The organism is Serratia sp. UGAL515B_01 (assembly GCF_033095805.1).
In the GTDB taxonomy this organism is placed as follows: Bacteria; Pseudomonadota; Gammaproteobacteria; order Enterobacterales; family Enterobacteriaceae; genus Chania.
Genome location: NZ_CP109901.1, coordinates 3008326 through 3025636 on the forward strand (window position 1 = coordinate 3008326; position 17311 = coordinate 3025636).

Genomic DNA, 17311 nt, shown 5'->3' on the forward strand with positions numbered 1-17311 from the left:
AGCGCTTTAATGCACCGCCGTAATGGCTGTGCGATGGCATTTCTCCTTTTTATGCGCCTGCAGCTATCAGCAGTTCAGCAATTTCGTGATAGTCTTTCTCACGTGCCAGCGTTAGCGGTGATTTACCGTATTTGTCAGTCATATGAGGATTAGCACCATGTTCGAGCAGCAATTTGACAATTTCCTGCTGTCTGGCACCGCCGTCATTAAGCACAATGGCTTCTAACAAAGGCGTCCAACCGACAAAATTGGTATGATTAACGTTAATATCGGTGCGTAATAATAATTCACGCACAATTTCAACGTGGCCTTTTTCACTGGCTGGCGTAATACCCACACCGCCGAAACGTGTTAGACGTTCCAAATCAGGATTCGCCGGCAATACCAGACGTAATAGCGTTAAATCATTATTAAGGCAGCTCAATAGGAACGGGTTAAAGCAGGTCTGATCTTGTTTATCAATATCTGCACCGGCAGAAATCAATAAGCTCACGCAATTATAGTGTTTATTCAGGCTAGCAAGCGTTATTGCCGTTCGGCCCTGCCGATTGGTGGTATTAATATCGACGCCTCTGACCAAACATTTTTTTAGTGCATCGGCATCGCCTTTTTCAGCAGCGGAAAGAAACTCGCTCACCAATTCGTTTTCTGACATATTCTGGCTCTCTCTTTGCTAGTGGGCTTTGCTGTATTTTATTGATTGCCAGAATAGCAACAGACGCGATAGAAAAACATCCGTTTAAAAATCATTCATCGCAAAAGGACACATTATTGAATAGTTTTCAATAATTAAAGCAAAATGTGCGACGGCGCAGTGTTCCTCCCCCTATTTTCGCTCTTTTTAAGCGATAAAGATCTTCTCAGCGAACCCGCATTTACTTCAGGCCACATCTGGCTTGCAATAAAAAATCAGAAATGTGATGTTCCTCAAATCAGTTGTAAGCTTAGTGTTAAAATTCATTCAATACTGGTTGCTCATTACAAGAATTACAAATACATTCAACAATACGGCAGAGGGTATTGTCCCCTCCTCTGGCGCATCAACATATAAAGGGGCTCGCTTCGGATCCCCCTGCATATGAACTCTATTTTTACCGAAGAAAATCTGCTGGCCTTTACAACCGCAGCGCGTTTTAGCAGTTTTAGCAAAGCTGCTGAAGAGTTGGGCCTGACAACCTCAGCGATCAGCTATACTATCAAACGCATGGAAACCGGATTGGATGTGGTGCTGTTCTCCCGCAATACTCGAAATATTGAGCTTACCGAGTCCGGTTTTTACTTCTATCGTAAGGCCACAGATCTACTTAACGACTTTCATGCCATCAAGCGCGGTATCGATACCATCGCCCAAGGCATTGAGGCACGAGTACGCATCTGCATAAACCAGTTGCTTTATACCCCACGCCATACCGCCCGACTGCTACAGGTGTTGAAGAAACAATTTCCCACCTGCCATATCACGGTGACGACCGAGGTTTATAACGGTGTATGGGACTCTATCATTAACAACCAAGCCAACATTGCGATTGGAGCACCAGACACGCTGTTGGACGGTGGCGGCATAGATTACACGGAGATTGGCGCTATCCGTTGGGTGTTTGCTATTGCGCCCGATCACCCACTGGCATTGATGCCGGAACCCATATCCGAAAGCCAATTACGGCTCTATCCGAACATTATGGTGGAAGACACAGCTCATACTATTAACAAGAAAGTAGGTTGGCTGTTGCATGGGCAAGAAGCAATACTGGTTCCAGATTTTAATACTAAGTGCCAATGCCAGATCTTGGGGGAGGGAATTGGTTTTCTGCCAGAGTATATGGCGCGCGAAGCAGTAGCTGAAGGTTTTCTGATCATACGTACCATTCATAACCCGCGTCAGGATTCTCGCATGTTACTGGCTACGCAGCACGCAGCAACCGGGCAGGTTACTCAGTGGATTAAAAAAGAGTTCGTGCCAGGCGGCTTATTGAGTGGGATTTACGCGGATCTACTGTACCGGAACGAATAGCGCTGCCTGCCAATAAAGCGCGTTGGTTCAGGGGAAACAGAGCATGTTGCGCGCATAGGGTTTGTGTTCCTTAATAGCCAATCATGCCATTTCTATCCCCATGCTTCACGCCTTGTACTGCACTCAAATGGTCGCTAGCGACCTTCGTATACACAGCCTAAGTCAAATTGAAAGGTTAAAACTCTGTGCTACGCTTAATACCGTCATTGACAGCCAAGAGCGTCATGTTTGCCGATGTCGAGAAACTCAGGGATGGCAGATCTTCTCCGTACCTGGAATCGTCCCTAATCAGGGGGCCCTTAATTAAGCGTAGGCGTCACTGATGCTCATTTATCACAAGGCAAGACGTAACAAGTAAGTGGCAAACAACGTAACAACGCCGCCTTGCCAACACAGAAGAAGGCGTCTCAAAAGCCATGTTTTTTGTCGCTTTCCTGCATTCCGAATTCTCGTCACCATTAAGAGAAACAGGCCGATTCGGGTTTCACGCTCATATGACATGGCGGGAGGCTGCCTAGGCTATTTTTTACCGGAGTGCTTGACATATACCCAAGTTCATTCAAGTTGCAGGTAGGCGGCAACTGCACGATAAATCTGTCGGGAACTGATTTGAATGCTGCAAAACGGCAGCCCGAAGGGGAAATCACCAAGATGTGACTTCTAATTGATTTATACGCAGCTGGCAGTGGCCCAGAAGGGGAGAGGCTCACGGATGGCCAAACCACGCAGCTTGAATGGTGATAGACATATCGGCTCTCCTCCAAACGGCATTGTAAGGATGAAATAATGAACTTTGAAACTCACTCAATTGGCAATGTTTTGGTTGTAAAACCGTTGAACAGACGGTTGGATGCTTCGGTCTCTTCTTCATTTAAAGAACATATGCAAACCGTCATTTCTCAGGGCACTCACAATATTTTACTGGATTTTAGCCAGGTAGAATTTATTGACAGCAGCTGTTTAGGGGCCCTGGTTTCTGTTTTGAAAACCTTGCACGGAAAAGGTGAACTCGCAGTATGCTCACTCAACAACAATATCCAGAGCATGTTCAAGTTAACCAGGATGGATAAAATATTTACTATCGGCGTGGATCAAAATTCGACACTACAACAAATGCGCTCAGTATCAATTTGATTAATAAGGTATATTAATTATGAAAGCCATGATCCTTGCAGCAGGAAAAGGAACCAGAGCCAGACCATTGACCACGATTGTGCCAAAGCCAATGATCCCATTAATTCGCAAACCTATTATGGAGTCGATCATTGAGCATTTAAGAAAGTATGGTTTTAATCAGTTAATGGTGAATACCAGCTATCTTTCCGCCGATATCGAAGACTATTTCCGTGATGGCCATGCCTGGGGAGTAGAAATGGGATACTCCTACGAAGGTGTGATGGAAGGTAATACCTTCGTCGACAACGTACTAGGTTCAGCAGGTGGAATGAAGCATATCCAAAATTTTTCGGGCTTTTTTGATGATACCTTCGTCGTCGTGTGTGGCGATGCACTGATTGATGTCGATTTCGATCAGGTACTGGCTTTCCACCGGGCAAGAAAAAGTGTCGCGACCCTGATTATGCGCCCGGTTCCACAGGATCAGGTCAGTAAGTACGGCATTGTCGTCACCGATGAACAAGGCAGGGTCAGTAAGTTCCAGGAAAAACCGAACACGGCAGAGGCATTGTCTAACAATGCTAATACCGGTATCTATGTTTTTGAACCTGAGATCTTTAATTATATTCCTGACGGTGTTGAATATGACATTGGTAGCCAGTTATTCCCTAAACTGGCAGAAGCAGGCGTTCCTTTCTATGGTATTGCTCTGCCTTTCCAATGGGTTGATATTGGCTCTCTGCAGGATTTCTGGCATGTAAACCGTATGATCCTTAATCGGGAGTTACCTGACTACCCCATGCCGGGGATCCAGATTGCGCCGCAAATCTGGTGTGGTTTAAACGTTAAAGCTGACTTCGCCAACCTGGATATTGAAGGCCCGGTGTATATTGGTAGCAGTACCGAAATACAACCCGGAGTGACCATTAGAGGGCCTTCGATTATCGGTGCTGGGTGTCTGTTGGAAGAAGGGGCCGTTGTAGAACAGAGTTTTATTGCTGATTATACCCGTGTCGGTGGTATTGCGAATTTAAACCAGCAAATGATTTTTGCTGGTAAGGTGATTTCACCAGATGGGACAGCGATCGATTTATCGGAAGCAGGTTTGAACTGGTTGATTGATGATAAACGGCGTAAAGACATTATTGCCGCCGAGAAATCATTGTTTAATGAATTTCTCTCCTGATAAAAAGCTCTTAACTGCCTCAAGAACACAAGATTGTTGGAGCATACATGCTCTAAATCATTCAAGTTGCATTGGAGACGGCAACGCAGTGAATCCCCAGTCGCTTACTCAAGTAAGCGACTGGGGTAAGCGAGAAAGCCGACACACATACAACTTAATTAAAGTATGGTGAGTGTGAGCGTATTGCCGCTTATTTTGCCCTCTCCTTCTCTAGGCCGTTCCTTAGCACTCAAGCAACCCAGAATATCGTTTAGGCAATATCTTTACTGCTCACTACGGATTTTGATACCAGACCGTAATCGATCGCTTCAGCGACCGGCATCCAGAAATCGCGGTCAATATCCTTCATCACTTTCTCCAGTTTTTGTCCGGTTTCTTTGGCAATCAAGGTCCCTATTCTTTCACGAACACGGATGATTTCTCGTGCCTGGATCGCCACATCGGTAGCTTGACCACGGATACCACCACTAGGCTGATGGATCAGAAAACGCGTATTCTGTAAGCAGAATCGGCGCTCCTTGGGTACAGAAAGGAACACGTTAACAGCCGCGCTCCCCACCCAACCACTGCCTATCATATTAACCGGCGCTTCAATAAAGCGGACAACATCGTGGATCACATCACCGGATTCCACGTGGCCACCGGGTGAACAAATCAAGAAGTTGATCGGCGCAGACGACTCGTCGGACAATGCTACCAGTTGTTTGACGACGTTGTACGCCACGGTATCGTTTATTTGCCCAAATAGCAGGACCGTGCGGGACTTGAACGTTTTCTCATCCAGAAAGGCATCCCGTTGAGGAGAACTTGTTTCCGTTTTTTCTTCCATTTTATACCTCAGCTAGTCAGTGCAAATCCGCCATATACCCTCGCCATTCAAACAACTGCGGTGTCGGCTAAGGTTACTCGCCCCATCCGAGGGACGCCTCCCGAAAGGCCGCAGCTAGCATCATGCCCTCCCTCGGCAGGTTGCCCCCTGTAGCTGGTTTCTGAGGACTGACACACTGGCCATCTGCCTGCAACTTGAATGAACCCGGGTATAAAACGGAGACAATAAAATTGAATCGAACTCAATAGAGATTGGATTCATGTCGCTCAAGGATAGCAGACTTCACAGACAACGCTTGACCGCATGATTATTCGTCGAAGAACCAATAGCCTTGATTGACCAACGTGGTTAACTCAGCAATAAACCGTGGATTTTGGCATGCATTGCCCAACTCTTTTTTACCGATAACAGCATAACGACACAGGCAATCCGCCGCTACAGGATCGTGAATTTCCAACCGTTCGCTATTGATGAAAAAGCCACCACCAACTTGCAGCACTTTCAGACCATTCAGCCGTGTCAGCACTTCGCCATTCATCAAAGCATCGGCAATCTCGTGCTGTTCAAAAGGGGGGCGCACTGGGGCAATGTCTAACTCGTGGCGCGGTGTTGTGACAAAGCAACCAAGCCAATTTTTAAAATCCTCTGGCTGATTAATCATGTCGATCATCATCGTACGTAAACGCTCGAGCTCATCATCTTCAACTCGCCCCGGATGTTCGCGACAGGTAAGATCGGCATCGCTATAATGCTCACTACCGAGATCGTTTTCCAACACATAGTCAGCGAAGCTACTGATCAAGTCCCTACTATTAGGCCCACGGAAACCTACAGAGTAGTTAAGCGCAGTTTCGTGAGTCAAACCGTCGTGTGGAAACCCCGGTGGGATATATAAAATATCACCCGGTTCAAGGTCTTCATCAATGATCGGTGTAAACGGTTCAACGTGTAACAACGCAGGATGTGGGCAAAACTGCTTGAGCGGCAGTTTGTCTCCAACGCGCCAACGGCGACGCCCCATTCCCTGTATGATGAACACATCGTATTGATCAATATGTGGCCCCACTCCCCCACCAGGGACGGAAAAAGAGACCATTAGGTCATCCAGACGCCAATCTGGCAGCACTCGAAATGGGCGCACCAGCGCAGCAGAGGGAGTGTGCCAATGGTTAACAGCCTGGGCGAGCAGCGACCACCCTGTTTCCCCCAGATTATCAAAATGCTCAAACGGCCCATTGCTGGCATGCCACTGACCATTTCTCTGGCTTACCAGACGGCTATCCACCTCGGCTTCCATTGCCAGCCCCGCCAATTCGTCCGGTGTGATAGGATCGACGAAATCAGGGAAAGCATTCTTTAAAATAACGGGACGCTTTTGCCAGTATCTTTCTAAAAATTCAGGCCAATTAAGGTCAAGTCGATAAGACATACTTTCACACCATTGAGAAGATAAATGGGCTTGATTATAGGTAGGCTAACGCCCACACCGCCTTGTCATTGGTCAAAAGTTTGTTTGCACAGTTACGGATTAGTGGTTCACATCCCGATGGAATGGGTTTTATTTTTGCGCCATTCGCAGGCGATCGTTTGAGCACAAAGCAAGAAGTGCCCCTAAAAACCTGACATCGCCGTTGTCGGGTTTGAACAAGGTGCACGCCTTCCACCCTGCGGTTTTTGGGGCTGTGATAGCAGGCATCATCGGCAATTAAGCGACACAGTCTAATAGGTGCGTAGCCGCGTCGATAACAGATTGAGATTTTATATCAGCCACTTGAGTACCTTCATGCAATAAGATGTGAGGTACGCCCAGCGGATACCAGCGCAAATATTTTTCTGGACGGTTTTCAAATAACGCCACCGTCGGAATGCGCAAGGCAGCACCTAGATGAACAGGTGCGCTATCTGCCGATATGACCAAATCCAACTGGCTCATTGCCGCAATGAGGTCGTTAACCGTTGGCGTAGAAAGACAACGGACAGGAAGATGGGCTAATTGTTCCTCGGTTGGTTTTTCTGCAGGATCATGGAAGATGTACAGCTCGGCTTTCTCTTGAAGAGCTTTCATCGTGTCTAGCCATTTTTGCCAATCCCAACGACGATCGGCGGATTTATTAGAAATAAACAGGCCTACGCGAGGTTTACTCTTTTCGCCAAACCATTCACACCATTTATGCTGTAACGGTAGCGAGGGGTATACATGCAACCGTAATGAACTCGGATCTACTGAGGCCAGTTCAGGCATCAGAGAAAAACCTGACAAAGCTTCGTGTTTTATTGGCCGGTTGGCAACATGTGAAGCCACCCGATCGTCAAATTCGCTCTGCTCATTGTGCCAACGAGAATCTGCAATATTCAGTTGCCGGATAAACTGGATGCTATTTTTATTCATCCCACCATTGGGAATAATAGCCATATCGAAATGTAATCCTCTCAAACGCCAAATCAGAGCAATACGGTCGATGAGTGCATTAAGTCGTCCGGGACGTTGGTTGCGTTCACACTGCTTACTGTAAACATAAGTGTGTACGGTTGTGATATCTGGATTATGAGCGAGTACAGACATGTTGTATTTGTTAGCCAACACGTGGATTTCAGCCTCAGGCCAACGTTGCTTAAGAGCATGGATAAAGGCGGTGGTACAGACCATATCGCCAAGAAAATCAATCCGGACAACCAAGATACGTAACATTTGAATCGGACTCTTTAAAGAAGAATGTCTACGCTATTATTCATGAGTTGATTGTTTTTGGGTAGTGGATGAAAAACAAAGGTCTTTTTGCCGGCAAAGCACAGTGATATAAACAGTCTGAGAACCACTGGTGAATTTTTCTGATCTTGAGAGACCAAGCATATTACAGCCAGGTGGTATTCTTTGACTGCACATTAGATATGTGTCCTTTAATTGCCAGCGAGCACTGCTGGCGGCCATTTGCGCACGGCGAATGCATCCACTGCGCGATCATATGGACCAAACAAGCACTGGACAAAGCACTCATGCGCTCAAATGATCCAGCCCAGAAAGGAGCCTATGGGCAATTAAGACATTGGCTGGTTGAGCCAAAAAATCGCCGCATTCAGTATCGTGGCGAATCCAATCCAAACGGCATAAGGAATAAACAGCCGTGAAGCTATCTTGTCGAACTTCTGCGCCTGAATGATGAAAAGTAGTACGGTGACCAACAATAGCGTGATAATCACCAACGCCGTTCCTGGTTGATGCGCCACAAAAAACACCGGGGACCATAACCAGTTCAGTGCCATTTGCAGCGCCCATATCCCCATGGCGATGCTTCTTGGTGCCACTCGCCAGATCAACCAGCCAGCAACCGCAATCATGATATAGAGTATCGTCCAGACAGGAGCAAACACGGCATTAGGCGGATTGAAGGACGGTTTGACCAAATTGGCATACCATGCGTCAGGCCCAGTTAAAAAACCAAGCACAAACCCTACCCCGATCACCACAACCAAAAAATAGACCAGCATAAGAAAATCAGCCGACCGTTTGCTGGCATTTTTTACTGCATGGGTCATATGAACAATTCCTAATTGCCTTATTAAATGAAGTCTCAAACATGCTTTATACCCAAGTTCATTCAAATTGCGGCTAGGCGGCAACGGAACGAAACCCGAGTAGCTTACTCAAGGGTAACCGACAAATCTGCCGGAGCAGATTTAAATGCTGCTTGCAGCGGCCCCGAAGGGCGAAGCCTACGGACAGACAGAGTAACGTAACCAACACCACTGCGGATTGGATGCCAATGAACATATAAGCATAGCGATACGATTTTTAAAACATCGCCTGCGTGTGCTGCTGAATTTTTAGGCGTAACCAGCGGCGTAAACGATCATTATGCGTGCGTTCATGCCAGATCTGCATCATGTCGATATGCGGTAAGGAGAGTGGTAATGGGTAAAGACATAGCTCAGGATCGCGGGCAATAGCGTCCTCCCCGACTGAACGCAAACAAGTCAACAGCAAATCACTGCCTCTGATTAGACGGCTTGGCGCAAGAAAGCTAGACAGCCCTGCAACCACTTTACGTACCAGCCCCTGGCGCTGAAGTTCGCGATCAACGCGTCCGTTCAAATCGCCAGTCAATGTTGTCAAAACATGGTCGCAAGTGAGATAGGTATCCAGATCCAATCCTCCTTTCAGCAGAGGATTTCCTATCGCAGCCAATACCACAAAATCCTCACTCAGAAGGCGCTGTTGATGAAAGGTGTCCGGTAATTGGTCATAAAAACCCGCAATAGCCAGGTCACACGTCCCTTTTTCAAGTTCTTCGCGCGGCAGCAATCCACGTGTGTTATGGGTTATCAACACTAGATTGGGTGCCTCATGGCGCAGTATCGGTAATAAACCCGGCAGCAGGATCTGTTCCATATAGTCGGTAGTGTAAATATGTATGCGCTCCGGGCGCGTAAGAAAATCCTGTCCTTCACACTGCTCGTAGAAGGTCTCGATATCTTCAACCAGTTTTTGAACCTGAGTCGCAAGCTGATGCGCTCGTGGCGTGGGGGTCAACCCACGAGCGGCTCTGACAAATAGAGGATCGCCGAACTCATGACGTAATTTACTGAGCTTGTGACTCATCGCGGGTTGGCTAAGTGACATCCGAACCGCAGCTTGAGAGGCATTACGTTCCTGGTACAACACATGAAAAAACAGCAACAGGTTAAAATCTTTGTTAGAAATATTCATTTTTTTAATGCCTTGAATGAAATATTTTTATTTTTTGAATTATAACAAGTCATCTAAGCTTAGTTCCAACTGAACGCTGCAGGTAGCGATTTGAGCACAGAGCAATGTATAGCCACTCCTTGGTTATTTTTGCTGTATAACATTGCTGATAAGTGGAGGAAACGGGTGATTTTTGCAGCTCAAAAGAGACTATTTCTGCCTCACTCGTTTGAAAATCAGGAGCTAAACTCAGTAAGTTCTTATTTTGCTATACATCTGGTGGTTAAAAGCCGCTCCCAGTGTGGAGTCCAACGGAAAGTTGTGGGATGATTAGCCAGCTTTTTAGGGGGCGGAGATGCGAAAACTTACGCTGCTATTGCTGATATTGCTCGGCTGGTTGCAGTACTCACTGTGGTTGGGGAAAAATGGCGTTCACGATTATGTGCGAGTCCATGAAGACGTAGTGGCTCAACAGAGCAATAATGCCAAACTAAAAGCGCGTAACGACCAACTGTTTGCCGAGATCGATGACTTGAATGACGGCTTGGAAGCGATAGAAGAACGCGCACGTGATGAGCTGGGAATGATTAAGCCCGGTGAAACTTTCTATCGCCTGGTTCCTGAACAATCCAGACGTAACAGTGCGTCCCCATCGCAAAATAACCTAAAAAAATAACGCATGAAACATTCAGTAGACTCCTTGCCCCAGGTGATTGCCGTCTTGCCCGCTGCCGGTATAGGCAGCCGCATGCAGGCTGATTGCCCAAAACAGTATTTAACTATCGGACATCAAACTATCCTCGAGTACGCGATCCACGCTTTGCTGCGCCATCCGCGTATTACCCAAGCGATCGTTGCTATTAGCCCCGAAGATCATCATTTTCAGTCATTGCCTATCGCACAAGATCCACGTGTGACCGTTACCGTGGGGGGAAATCAACGCGCACACTCTGTCATGGCCGGACTAAAACTGGCAGGCAATGCCGAATGGGTACTGGTCCATGACGCAGCACGCCCCTGCCTGCATGCTGACGACCTGGAACGTTTATTGGCGATCACCGATCACAGTGTAGTCGGAGGCATTCTTGCTGCGCCGGTGCGTGATACTATGAAGCGTTCAGAAGCCTGCCAAAGTGCCATCTCACACACCGTTGAACGCCAGGATCTGTGGCATGCACTGACACCACAGCTTTTTCCACTCGCGTTGCTGAAATGCTGTCTGCAGCGTGCACTCGATGAAGGGGCGACAGTCACCGATGAAGCTTCAGCGCTTGAACATTGCGGCTATCATCCACTGCTGGTAGCCGGACGTTCGGACAACATTAAAGTGACGCGGCCAGAGGACTTGAAACTGGCGGCGTTCTATTTAACTCAGTTGAATCATTAAGGAGCGCATATGCGTATCGGTCACGGTTTTGACGTACATAAATTTGGTGGCGAAGGGCCTCTGGTGATCGGTGGTGTTCGCATTCCTTTCGATAAAGGCTTGCTGGCACACTCTGATGGCGACGTCGCACTTCATGCAGCTACCGATGCCCTGCTCGGTGCCGCGGCATTGGGTGACATAGGAAAACTTTTCCCAGATACCGATCCGGCATTCAAAGGAGCGGATAGCCGCGAGTTATTACGCGAAGCGTGGAAACGCATTCGGGCAAAGGGCTATCGTCTGGGAAATCTGGATGTCACCATCATTGCTCAGGCGCCGAAAATGGCACCGCACATCCCTCAAATGCGTATTTTCCTGGCAGAGGATCTGCAGTGCCACATGGATGATATTAACGTAAAAGCGACCACAACCGAGCAACTGGGTTTCACTGGGCGTGGAGAAGGCATTGCCTGTGAGGCAGTAGCCTTGCTAATCAAGGAGTAACAGATGGATATGGCAAATCTGACCTGGCTACATGGCAAGCCACAAGCCACCGGTGTGTTGAAAGCCAAACCAGAAGACTTTTTCGTCGTTGAGGATTTAGGCTTCGTACCAGATGGTAAAGGGGAACATCTGCTGGTGAATATCCGAAAAAACGGCTGCAATACCCAGTTTGTCGCCGACGCTCTGGCTAAATTCGCCAGTATACATCCCCGTTCGGTCAGCTACGCAGGATTGAAAGATCGTCATGCGGTAACAGAGCAATGGTTTTGTCTCCACTTACCGGGTAAAGATTCACCGGATCTTACACAGTTTGTGCTCGAAGGTTGTGAAGTGCTGCAAGCTGCCCGCCATTTACGCAAGTTGCGTATTGGCACGTTGAAAGGTAATTATTTCACCGTGGTATTGCGACATATCAGCGACCGCAACGAGGTTGAACAACGTCTACAAGCCATTGCTAAAAGTGGTGTACCCAATTATTTTGGCAGTCAGCGATTTGGCCACGGTGGAAATAACCTGACCTTAGCGAGACGCTGGGCTAAAGACGAGATCCGCGTCAAAGAGCGCAACAAACGCAGTTTCTATCTTTCAGCCAGCCGTAGCGCGCTGTTTAACGCTATCACCAGCCAGCGCCTGGCCAATAATCAGCAAAAAACGTTGATGGATGGGGATGTTTTGCAACTGGCTGGGCGTGGTAGTTGGTTTGTGGCCAAAACGGAAGAACTGAACAACTTGCAACAGCGGTTAGAAGCTGGCGAACTGATGATTACTGCCCCGTTACCTGGAGACGGTGAGCCAGGAACCGCAGCGGAAGCACTTAACTTTGAACAGCAGTGCTTATTACAACAGCCAGAATTACTCGCGCTTTTAAAGCGCGAGCGCGTTGAGCCGGCTCGCCGTGCACTGTTGTTGCAACCGCAGAAACTGCTGTGGAACTGGTGGGATGATGCCACCGTTGAATTGCGTTTTTGGTTACCAGCAGGCAGTTTTGCCACCAGCGTAGTGCGCGAAATCATACAACAGAACAATGGTGAAGCGGATATTACGGAATAATTTAGTTGATGTTATTGATGTGGTGATAGGCGTTATTAAACATGAGCACGAAATTTTTCATCGTCATTCCTTTAACCTGCAAAGGCAAATTTTAGGCGTCCATTTGCATGATACGCATCTGCATGCACGCTATCTGTCGGGGACAAAAGTACCTTCGCAGTTATGTGGCGTTATTCAGTTCGAGCACATCTGTATGAGCGAATAGCGTTTTAAACGGGTAACGATTAAGAGCGTTAGAGCCTGTCTTGAGCTCATTTCTTCATGTCTGGGATAGCCGGCCATTGGGCCTACTTGGAACGTTAAACTTGACCAGTATACGAGAAAGCGTATTAACGTAAGTCTCTTCAACTGAATCGTACTTTTTCACGTCGTCAAATGAACGACTAAAGGCTTCTCTTAAATCTCGTTCTTTGCTAGAGATGTCGTCGTTACCAACTCTTTGATAAAAAAAACAAAGATTGATACCGACTCAATCATGTTGGTTACATAGCTTCAATGCCACAATAACTACAACGCTTGCCTTGCTGCCCCAACCTCATCACAATAAAGAAAAGGACATATTGGACTCACTCTTGAAAAGAACAATAAAAACAGATACATATGTAAATACAGTTCGGAATGTAGTTTTCTTTTTTATTATGATAAAAAATCTTTTACATTCAATATGAAAATATTATTGAGTAATGATGACGGCGTCAGCGCACCGGGTATCCAGATACTGGCAGCGGCACTGCGTGAGTTTGCCGAAGTGCAGGTTATAGCCCCGGATCGTAACCGTAGTGGGTCCTCTAATGCGCTGACATTGGAGTCACCACTGCGTACCCAGTCTTTTCCTAATGGCGATATTGCAGTCCAGCATGGAACCCCCACCGACTGCGTTTACCTTGGAGTTAATGCTTTGATGCTCCCAAAACCCGATATGGTGATTTCAGGAATCAATACCGGGCCTAATTTGGGGGATGATGTTATCTATTCCGGTACTGTGGCTGCCGCGATGGAAGGCCGTCATTTGGGCTTGCCGGCTATTGCCGTATCACTTAATGGTGATCACCACTATGATACAGCGGCGGTGATCACCTGCCGCTTGCTGCGCGCATTACAGCGCAACCCATTGCCTTCAGGTAGAATCTTCAACATTAACGTACCCGATTTGCCTTTGACGCAACTGAAAGGAATACGCGTGACTCGCTGTGGAAGCCGATATCCCGCCAACAAGGTATTCAGCCAGAAGGACCCACACGGTCAGAAATTGTATTGGATAGGCCCTCCAGGAGAGAAATTTGATGCAGGTCCAGATACTGATTTCGCAGCAGTGGACCAAGACTACGTTTCCGTAACGCCCTTACAGGTCGATTTAACAGCTTATGGGACACAGAATGTGTTAGCAACTTGGTTAGCCGAGGCAGAGGTTTTCGGGGAATGTTAAAAAAACACATGCAAAAATTGCTGACGCAGTTACGTCAGCAAGGGATAAGGGATGAACTGTTGCTTAAGGCAATTGAAGAAGTCCCCCGCGAACGTTTTGTTGACGAAGCGTTAGCCCACAAAGCCTACGAAAATACGGCATTGCCTATTGGTTCGGGGCAGACAATTTCCCAGCCTTATATGGTAGCGCGCATGACCGAACTGCTAAGTTTGCAGCCGACTTCCAGAGTTCTCGAAATCGGTACAGGTTCTGGATATCAGACTGCTATCTTGGCACATCTGGTACAGCACGTCTGCTCTGTTGAGAGGATTAAGGGGCTTCAGTGGCAAGCAAAGCGCCGTTTGAAGCAACTTGATTTGCACAATGTCTCTACCCGCCATGGTGATGGCTGGCAAGGTTGGTCATCGCGTGGCCCTTTTGATGCAATCATCGTAACAGCCGCTCCCCCTGAAATTCCCCAAGCACTAATGCAACAGTTAGATAACGGTGGTATTTTGGTGTTGCCTGTTGGCGAACAGACGCAGATACTTCAATGTATTCAACGGCGTGGTGATGATTTTTCTGTTAATTCTGTTGAGGCCGTGCGCTTTGTTCCCCTGGTGAAAGGTGAACTGGCTTAAAAACGATTCGATCCGGGCTGTGCCCAAGTTACCTGAAATTCAGCGGCACCGCCAAGTAACAGACCCCATAAACACAGAACCTAAAATATCGCAGGTATGGTTTAAAAACGATGGGTAGTAATTGTTTTATTATGTAGCAGTACCAATATGGTCACACAATTGGCACTGCTTTTGAATCTCTGACGGGAAATCTACTGGTATTCAGTGATCGGTCAGGGAAACCCTTCTTCTTGAAGCTGAGGTAACACTGTACTCCAAGAATTTGAAGTTGTAGCGAGAGGCAATTGGGTGCATGTTATCGCCATCCTCCAATACGCTAGGGCTTTAAAAGCACTTGGTATAATGCTCAGCTACGCTGTAAGGGTATTTTTTGGAAATAACACTGATATTGCTGTCATGGGGGAAGCATGAATACGGGAAGCCCAATGATTACTTTAGGCCGGGTTGCGGTGTGTACGGTATTAAGTTTGTGGTTGGCAGGTTGTTCGAATAATAATTCTACCTCGGCACCTATTAGCAGCGTTGGTAGCGGCGGTAACGACGCTGCAACAGTATCCAGTAATGCGGGGCGTATTGTTTACAATCGTAGTTATAGTGAGATCCCTAAGGGGAGCTACAGCGGTAACACCTATACCGTTAAGCGTGGAGACACACTATTCTATATTGCGTGGATCACCGGTAACGATTTTCGAGATCTAGCACAGCGCAACAATATTCCTCAGCCGTATAACCTGGAAGTAGGTCAAACCATTAAAATTGGTAATGGCTCTGCCGGGAGTAGTGGCGGTATGCTGGCTTCGACAAATTCGAGCAACGGGACTGTACCAAAGCCACCTTCAAGTCATCAGATACAAACTACAACGGTTGATTCTCAATCAACTAACGCGTATTCTGGTAACTCAGGTAAACAGAATGTAGGTAAAATGTTACCTTCATCAGGTGCGGTCGTGACAGGTTCTGCCGCCGCTCCTGTTACCGCGCCAGCTGCGGCACCTCCGGTGAGCAGCACCGCCAGCAACAGCACTCCAGTGAGTAGTTGGAGATGGCCAACTGACGGTAAGATCATTGATAACTTCTCTTCATCGGAAGGAGGGAACAAAGGTATCGATATCTCTGGCACCCGTGGGCAGCCTATTTTTGCTACCGCCGATGGTCGTGTAGTTTATGCAGGCAACGCTTTACGGGGTTACGGTAACCTAATCATCATTAAGCATAATGATGATTACCTGAGTGCCTACGCCCACAACGACACAATGCTGGTCCGGGAACAACAAGAAGTGAAGGCGGGGCAAAAAATAGCAACGATGGGAAGCACCGGAACCAGTTCAGTACGTTTGCATTTCGAAATTCGCTACAAGGGGAAATCCGTAAACCCGCTGCGTTATCTTCCGCAGCGATAGATTGGGCAGAGTGTGTTGCATTCTGCTTGTAGTATCACGGGTAGGAGCCGCTTTATGAGCCAAAATACGCTGAAAGTTAACGAGTTACATGACGATGCAGATTTCGACGAGAATGCCATGGAAGCCGAATCACTCGACGAAAAAGAACTGGTAGAAGACGACACCATCGAGAACGATTTAGCTGATGATGAGCTGTTGTCTCAAAGTGTTACCCAACGCGTATTGGATGCAACGCAGCTCTATCTGGGCGAAATTGGTTATTCACCTCTACTGACTGCAGAGGAAGAAGTCTATTTTGCACGGCGCGCTCTGCGCGGAGACGTACCATCACGCCGACGCATGATAGAAAGCAACCTGAGACTGGTAGTGAAAATTGCCCGTCGTTATGGCAATCGCGGCCTTGCACTGCTGGACCTCATTGAAGAGGGAAATCTCGGCCTGATACGTGCGGTTGAAAAGTTTGATCCAGAACGCGGTTTCCGTTTTTCTACTTATGCAACTTGGTGGATACGTCAAACAATAGAACGGGCAATCATGAACCAAACCCGGACTATTCGTTTGCCAATCCATATCGTTAAAGAGCTGAATGTTTATTTACGCACCGCGCGTGAGCTTTCTCACAAGCTGGATCACGAACCAAGTGCTGAAGAGATTGCGGAGCAACTCGACAAACCGGTTGATGATGTCAGCCGTATGTTGCGCTTGAACGAACGTATCACTTCTGTTGATACGCCGCTGGGGGGTGATTCAGAGAAAGCGCTGTTGGATATTCTAGCAGATGATAAAGACAATGGGCCTGAGGACGTGACTCAAGACGACGACATGAAACAAAGCATCGTTAAATGGTTGTTCGAATTGAATGCCAAACAGCGTGAAGTGCTGGCTCGTCGTTTCGGTCTGTTGGGTTATGAAGCGGCAACGCTGGAAGATGTGGGCAGTGAGATCGGTTTAACCCGTGAACGTGTCCGCCAAATCCAAGTTGAAGGTTTACGCCGTCTGCGTGAAATTTTACAACTGCAGGGTTTGAGCATCGAGGCACTGTTCCGCGAATAAACTTTCCTTAGCCAAAGTAAAAATCCACCTCTTGAAGAGGTGGCTTTAAATGGGGCTCCCTAGAAG

Annotated in this window: 17 protein-coding genes; 11 read left to right on the plus strand and 6 right to left on the minus strand. The window is 47.4% G+C overall.

Annotated elements, in window-relative coordinates; genetic code table 11:
- Positions 1–49: 49 nt before the first annotated feature.
- Positions 50–655 carry an ankyrin repeat domain-containing protein gene (locus tag OK023_RS13520; RefSeq protein WP_317693231.1) on the minus strand — a complete coding sequence of 202 codons (606 nt, stop codon included), beginning with the start codon at positions 653–655 and terminating at the stop codon, positions 50–52.
- Positions 656–1078: 423 nt separating this feature from the next.
- Here OK023_RS13520 and OK023_RS13525 point away from each other — a divergent pair, with 423 nt between their 5' ends.
- The 3 genes from OK023_RS13525 (at position 1079) to OK023_RS13535 (ending at position 4313) form a co-directional block, all read left to right on the plus strand.
- Positions 1079–2011 (plus strand): LysR substrate-binding domain-containing protein, encoded by a 933-nt coding sequence (locus OK023_RS13525; RefSeq protein ID WP_317693232.1) that lies wholly within the window; start codon positions 1079–1081, stop codon positions 2009–2011.
- 786 nt (positions 2012–2797) lie between these two features.
- Positions 2798–3145, plus strand: coding sequence for an STAS domain-containing protein (locus tag OK023_RS13530; RefSeq protein WP_317693233.1), 348 nt, complete (start codon positions 2798–2800; stop codon positions 3143–3145).
- 19 nt (positions 3146–3164) lie between these two features.
- The gene (locus OK023_RS13535) at positions 3165–4313 is read left to right on the plus strand and encodes an NDP-sugar synthase (protein ID WP_317693234.1); all 1149 of its coding nucleotides are present in this window, start codon (positions 3165–3167) and stop codon (positions 4311–4313) included.
- Positions 4314–4563: 250 nt separating this feature from the next.
- Here the strand turns inward: OK023_RS13535 and OK023_RS13540 are convergent, their stop codons facing one another.
- The 5 genes from OK023_RS13540 to OK023_RS13560 all read right to left on the minus strand — a co-directional run bounded on the left by OK023_RS13540 (position 4564) and on the right by OK023_RS13560 (position 9847).
- Positions 4564–5142, minus strand: coding sequence for an ATP-dependent Clp protease proteolytic subunit (locus tag OK023_RS13540; RefSeq protein ID WP_317693235.1), 579 nt, complete (start codon positions 5140–5142; stop codon positions 4564–4566).
- A gap of 307 nt (positions 5143–5449) precedes the next feature.
- The gene (locus OK023_RS13545) at positions 5450–6571 is read right to left on the minus strand and encodes a cupin domain-containing protein (RefSeq protein WP_317693236.1); all 1122 of its coding nucleotides are present in this window, start codon (positions 6569–6571) and stop codon (positions 5450–5452) included.
- A gap of 276 nt (positions 6572–6847) precedes the next feature.
- Positions 6848–7831, minus strand: a complete 984-nt coding sequence (locus tag OK023_RS13550) for a glycosyltransferase family 9 protein (protein WP_317693237.1) — start codon at positions 7829–7831, stop codon at positions 6848–6850.
- Positions 7832–8178: 347 nt separating this feature from the next.
- Positions 8179–8676, minus strand: coding sequence for a TspO/MBR family protein (locus OK023_RS13555; RefSeq protein ID WP_317693238.1), 498 nt, complete (start codon positions 8674–8676; stop codon positions 8179–8181).
- Positions 8677–8932: 256 nt separating this feature from the next.
- Entirely contained in the window at positions 8933–9847 is a 915-nt protein-coding gene (locus tag OK023_RS13560) for a LysR family transcriptional regulator (protein ID WP_317693239.1), read from the minus strand.
- A 334-nt stretch (positions 9848–10181) separates the two neighbouring features.
- Between OK023_RS13560 and ftsB the strand changes: the two genes are divergently transcribed.
- The 8 genes from ftsB to rpoS all read left to right on the plus strand — a co-directional run bounded on the left by ftsB (position 10182) and on the right by rpoS (position 17245).
- Entirely contained in the window at positions 10182–10502 is a 321-nt protein-coding gene (gene ftsB / locus OK023_RS13565; RefSeq protein WP_317693240.1) for a cell division protein FtsB, read from the plus strand.
- A 3-nt stretch (positions 10503–10505) separates the two neighbouring features.
- Positions 10506–11213 carry a 2-C-methyl-D-erythritol 4-phosphate cytidylyltransferase gene (gene ispD, locus OK023_RS13570; RefSeq protein WP_317693241.1) on the plus strand — a complete coding sequence of 236 codons (708 nt, stop codon included), beginning with the start codon at positions 10506–10508 and terminating at the stop codon, positions 11211–11213.
- A gap of 9 nt (positions 11214–11222) precedes the next feature.
- Entirely contained in the window at positions 11223–11696 is a 474-nt protein-coding gene (gene ispF / locus OK023_RS13575; protein ID WP_317693242.1) for a 2-C-methyl-D-erythritol 2,4-cyclodiphosphate synthase, read from the plus strand.
- Positions 11697–11699: 3 nt separating this feature from the next.
- Positions 11700–12746 carry a tRNA pseudouridine(13) synthase TruD gene (truD, locus tag OK023_RS13580; RefSeq protein WP_317693243.1) on the plus strand — a complete coding sequence of 349 codons (1047 nt, stop codon included), beginning with the start codon at positions 11700–11702 and terminating at the stop codon, positions 12744–12746.
- Positions 12747–13410: 664 nt separating this feature from the next.
- Positions 13411–14172 carry a 5'/3'-nucleotidase SurE gene (gene surE, locus OK023_RS13585; protein ID WP_317693244.1) on the plus strand — a complete coding sequence of 254 codons (762 nt, stop codon included), beginning with the start codon at positions 13411–13413 and terminating at the stop codon, positions 14170–14172.
- Positions 14166–14792 carry a protein-L-isoaspartate(D-aspartate) O-methyltransferase gene (locus OK023_RS13590; protein WP_317693245.1) on the plus strand — a complete coding sequence of 209 codons (627 nt, stop codon included), beginning with the start codon at positions 14166–14168 and terminating at the stop codon, positions 14790–14792. The genes surE and OK023_RS13590 overlap by 7 nt, the downstream gene beginning before the upstream one ends.
- A gap of 425 nt (positions 14793–15217) precedes the next feature.
- Entirely contained in the window at positions 15218–16192 is a 975-nt protein-coding gene (nlpD, locus tag OK023_RS13595; RefSeq protein WP_317697712.1) for a murein hydrolase activator NlpD, read from the plus strand.
- Between the two features lie 54 nt (positions 16193–16246).
- Positions 16247–17245, plus strand: coding sequence for an RNA polymerase sigma factor RpoS (gene rpoS / locus OK023_RS13600; RefSeq protein ID WP_317693246.1), 999 nt, complete (start codon positions 16247–16249; stop codon positions 17243–17245).
- The last annotated feature ends 66 nt before the right edge of the window (positions 17246–17311 follow it).

What these genes read in the sequence shown, in the direction of transcription:
- ispF (WP_317693242.1), top strand. Translation starts at nt 11,223, where the DNA reads ATGCGTATCGGTCACGGTTTTGACGTACATAAATTTGGTGGCGAAGGG.
- OK023_RS13520 (WP_317693231.1), bottom strand. Translation starts at nt 655, where the DNA reads ATGTCAGAAAACGAATTGGTGAGCGAGTTTCTTTCCGCTGCTGAAAAA.
- ispD (WP_317693241.1), top strand. Translation starts at nt 10,506, where the DNA reads ATGAAACATTCAGTAGACTCCTTGCCCCAGGTGATTGCCGTCTTGCCC.
- OK023_RS13550 (WP_317693237.1), bottom strand. Translation starts at nt 7,831, where the DNA reads ATGTTACGTATCTTGGTTGTCCGGATTGATTTTCTTGGCGATATGGTC.
- rpoS (WP_317693246.1), top strand. Translation starts at nt 16,247, where the DNA reads ATGAGCCAAAATACGCTGAAAGTTAACGAGTTACATGACGATGCAGAT.
- OK023_RS13540 (WP_317693235.1), bottom strand. Translation starts at nt 5,142, where the DNA reads ATGGAAGAAAAAACGGAAACAAGTTCTCCTCAACGGGATGCCTTTCTG.
- OK023_RS13535 (WP_317693234.1), top strand. Translation starts at nt 3,165, where the DNA reads ATGAAAGCCATGATCCTTGCAGCAGGAAAAGGAACCAGAGCCAGACCA.
- ftsB (WP_317693240.1), top strand. Translation starts at nt 10,182, where the DNA reads ATGCGAAAACTTACGCTGCTATTGCTGATATTGCTCGGCTGGTTGCAG.
- OK023_RS13525 (WP_317693232.1), top strand. Translation starts at nt 1,079, where the DNA reads ATGAACTCTATTTTTACCGAAGAAAATCTGCTGGCCTTTACAACCGCA.
- OK023_RS13545 (WP_317693236.1), bottom strand. Translation starts at nt 6,571, where the DNA reads ATGTCTTATCGACTTGACCTTAATTGGCCTGAATTTTTAGAAAGATAC.
- OK023_RS13555 (WP_317693238.1), bottom strand. Translation starts at nt 8,676, where the DNA reads ATGACCCATGCAGTAAAAAATGCCAGCAAACGGTCGGCTGATTTTCTT.
- OK023_RS13530 (WP_317693233.1), top strand. Translation starts at nt 2,798, where the DNA reads ATGAACTTTGAAACTCACTCAATTGGCAATGTTTTGGTTGTAAAACCG.
- truD (WP_317693243.1), top strand. Translation starts at nt 11,700, where the DNA reads ATGGATATGGCAAATCTGACCTGGCTACATGGCAAGCCACAAGCCACC.
- OK023_RS13590 (WP_317693245.1), top strand. Translation starts at nt 14,166, where the DNA reads ATGTTAAAAAAACACATGCAAAAATTGCTGACGCAGTTACGTCAGCAA.
- OK023_RS13560 (WP_317693239.1), bottom strand. Translation starts at nt 9,847, where the DNA reads ATGAATATTTCTAACAAAGATTTTAACCTGTTGCTGTTTTTTCATGTG.
- surE (WP_317693244.1), top strand. Translation starts at nt 13,411, where the DNA reads ATGAAAATATTATTGAGTAATGATGACGGCGTCAGCGCACCGGGTATC.
- nlpD (WP_317697712.1), top strand. Translation starts at nt 15,218, where the DNA reads ATGATTACTTTAGGCCGGGTTGCGGTGTGTACGGTATTAAGTTTGTGG.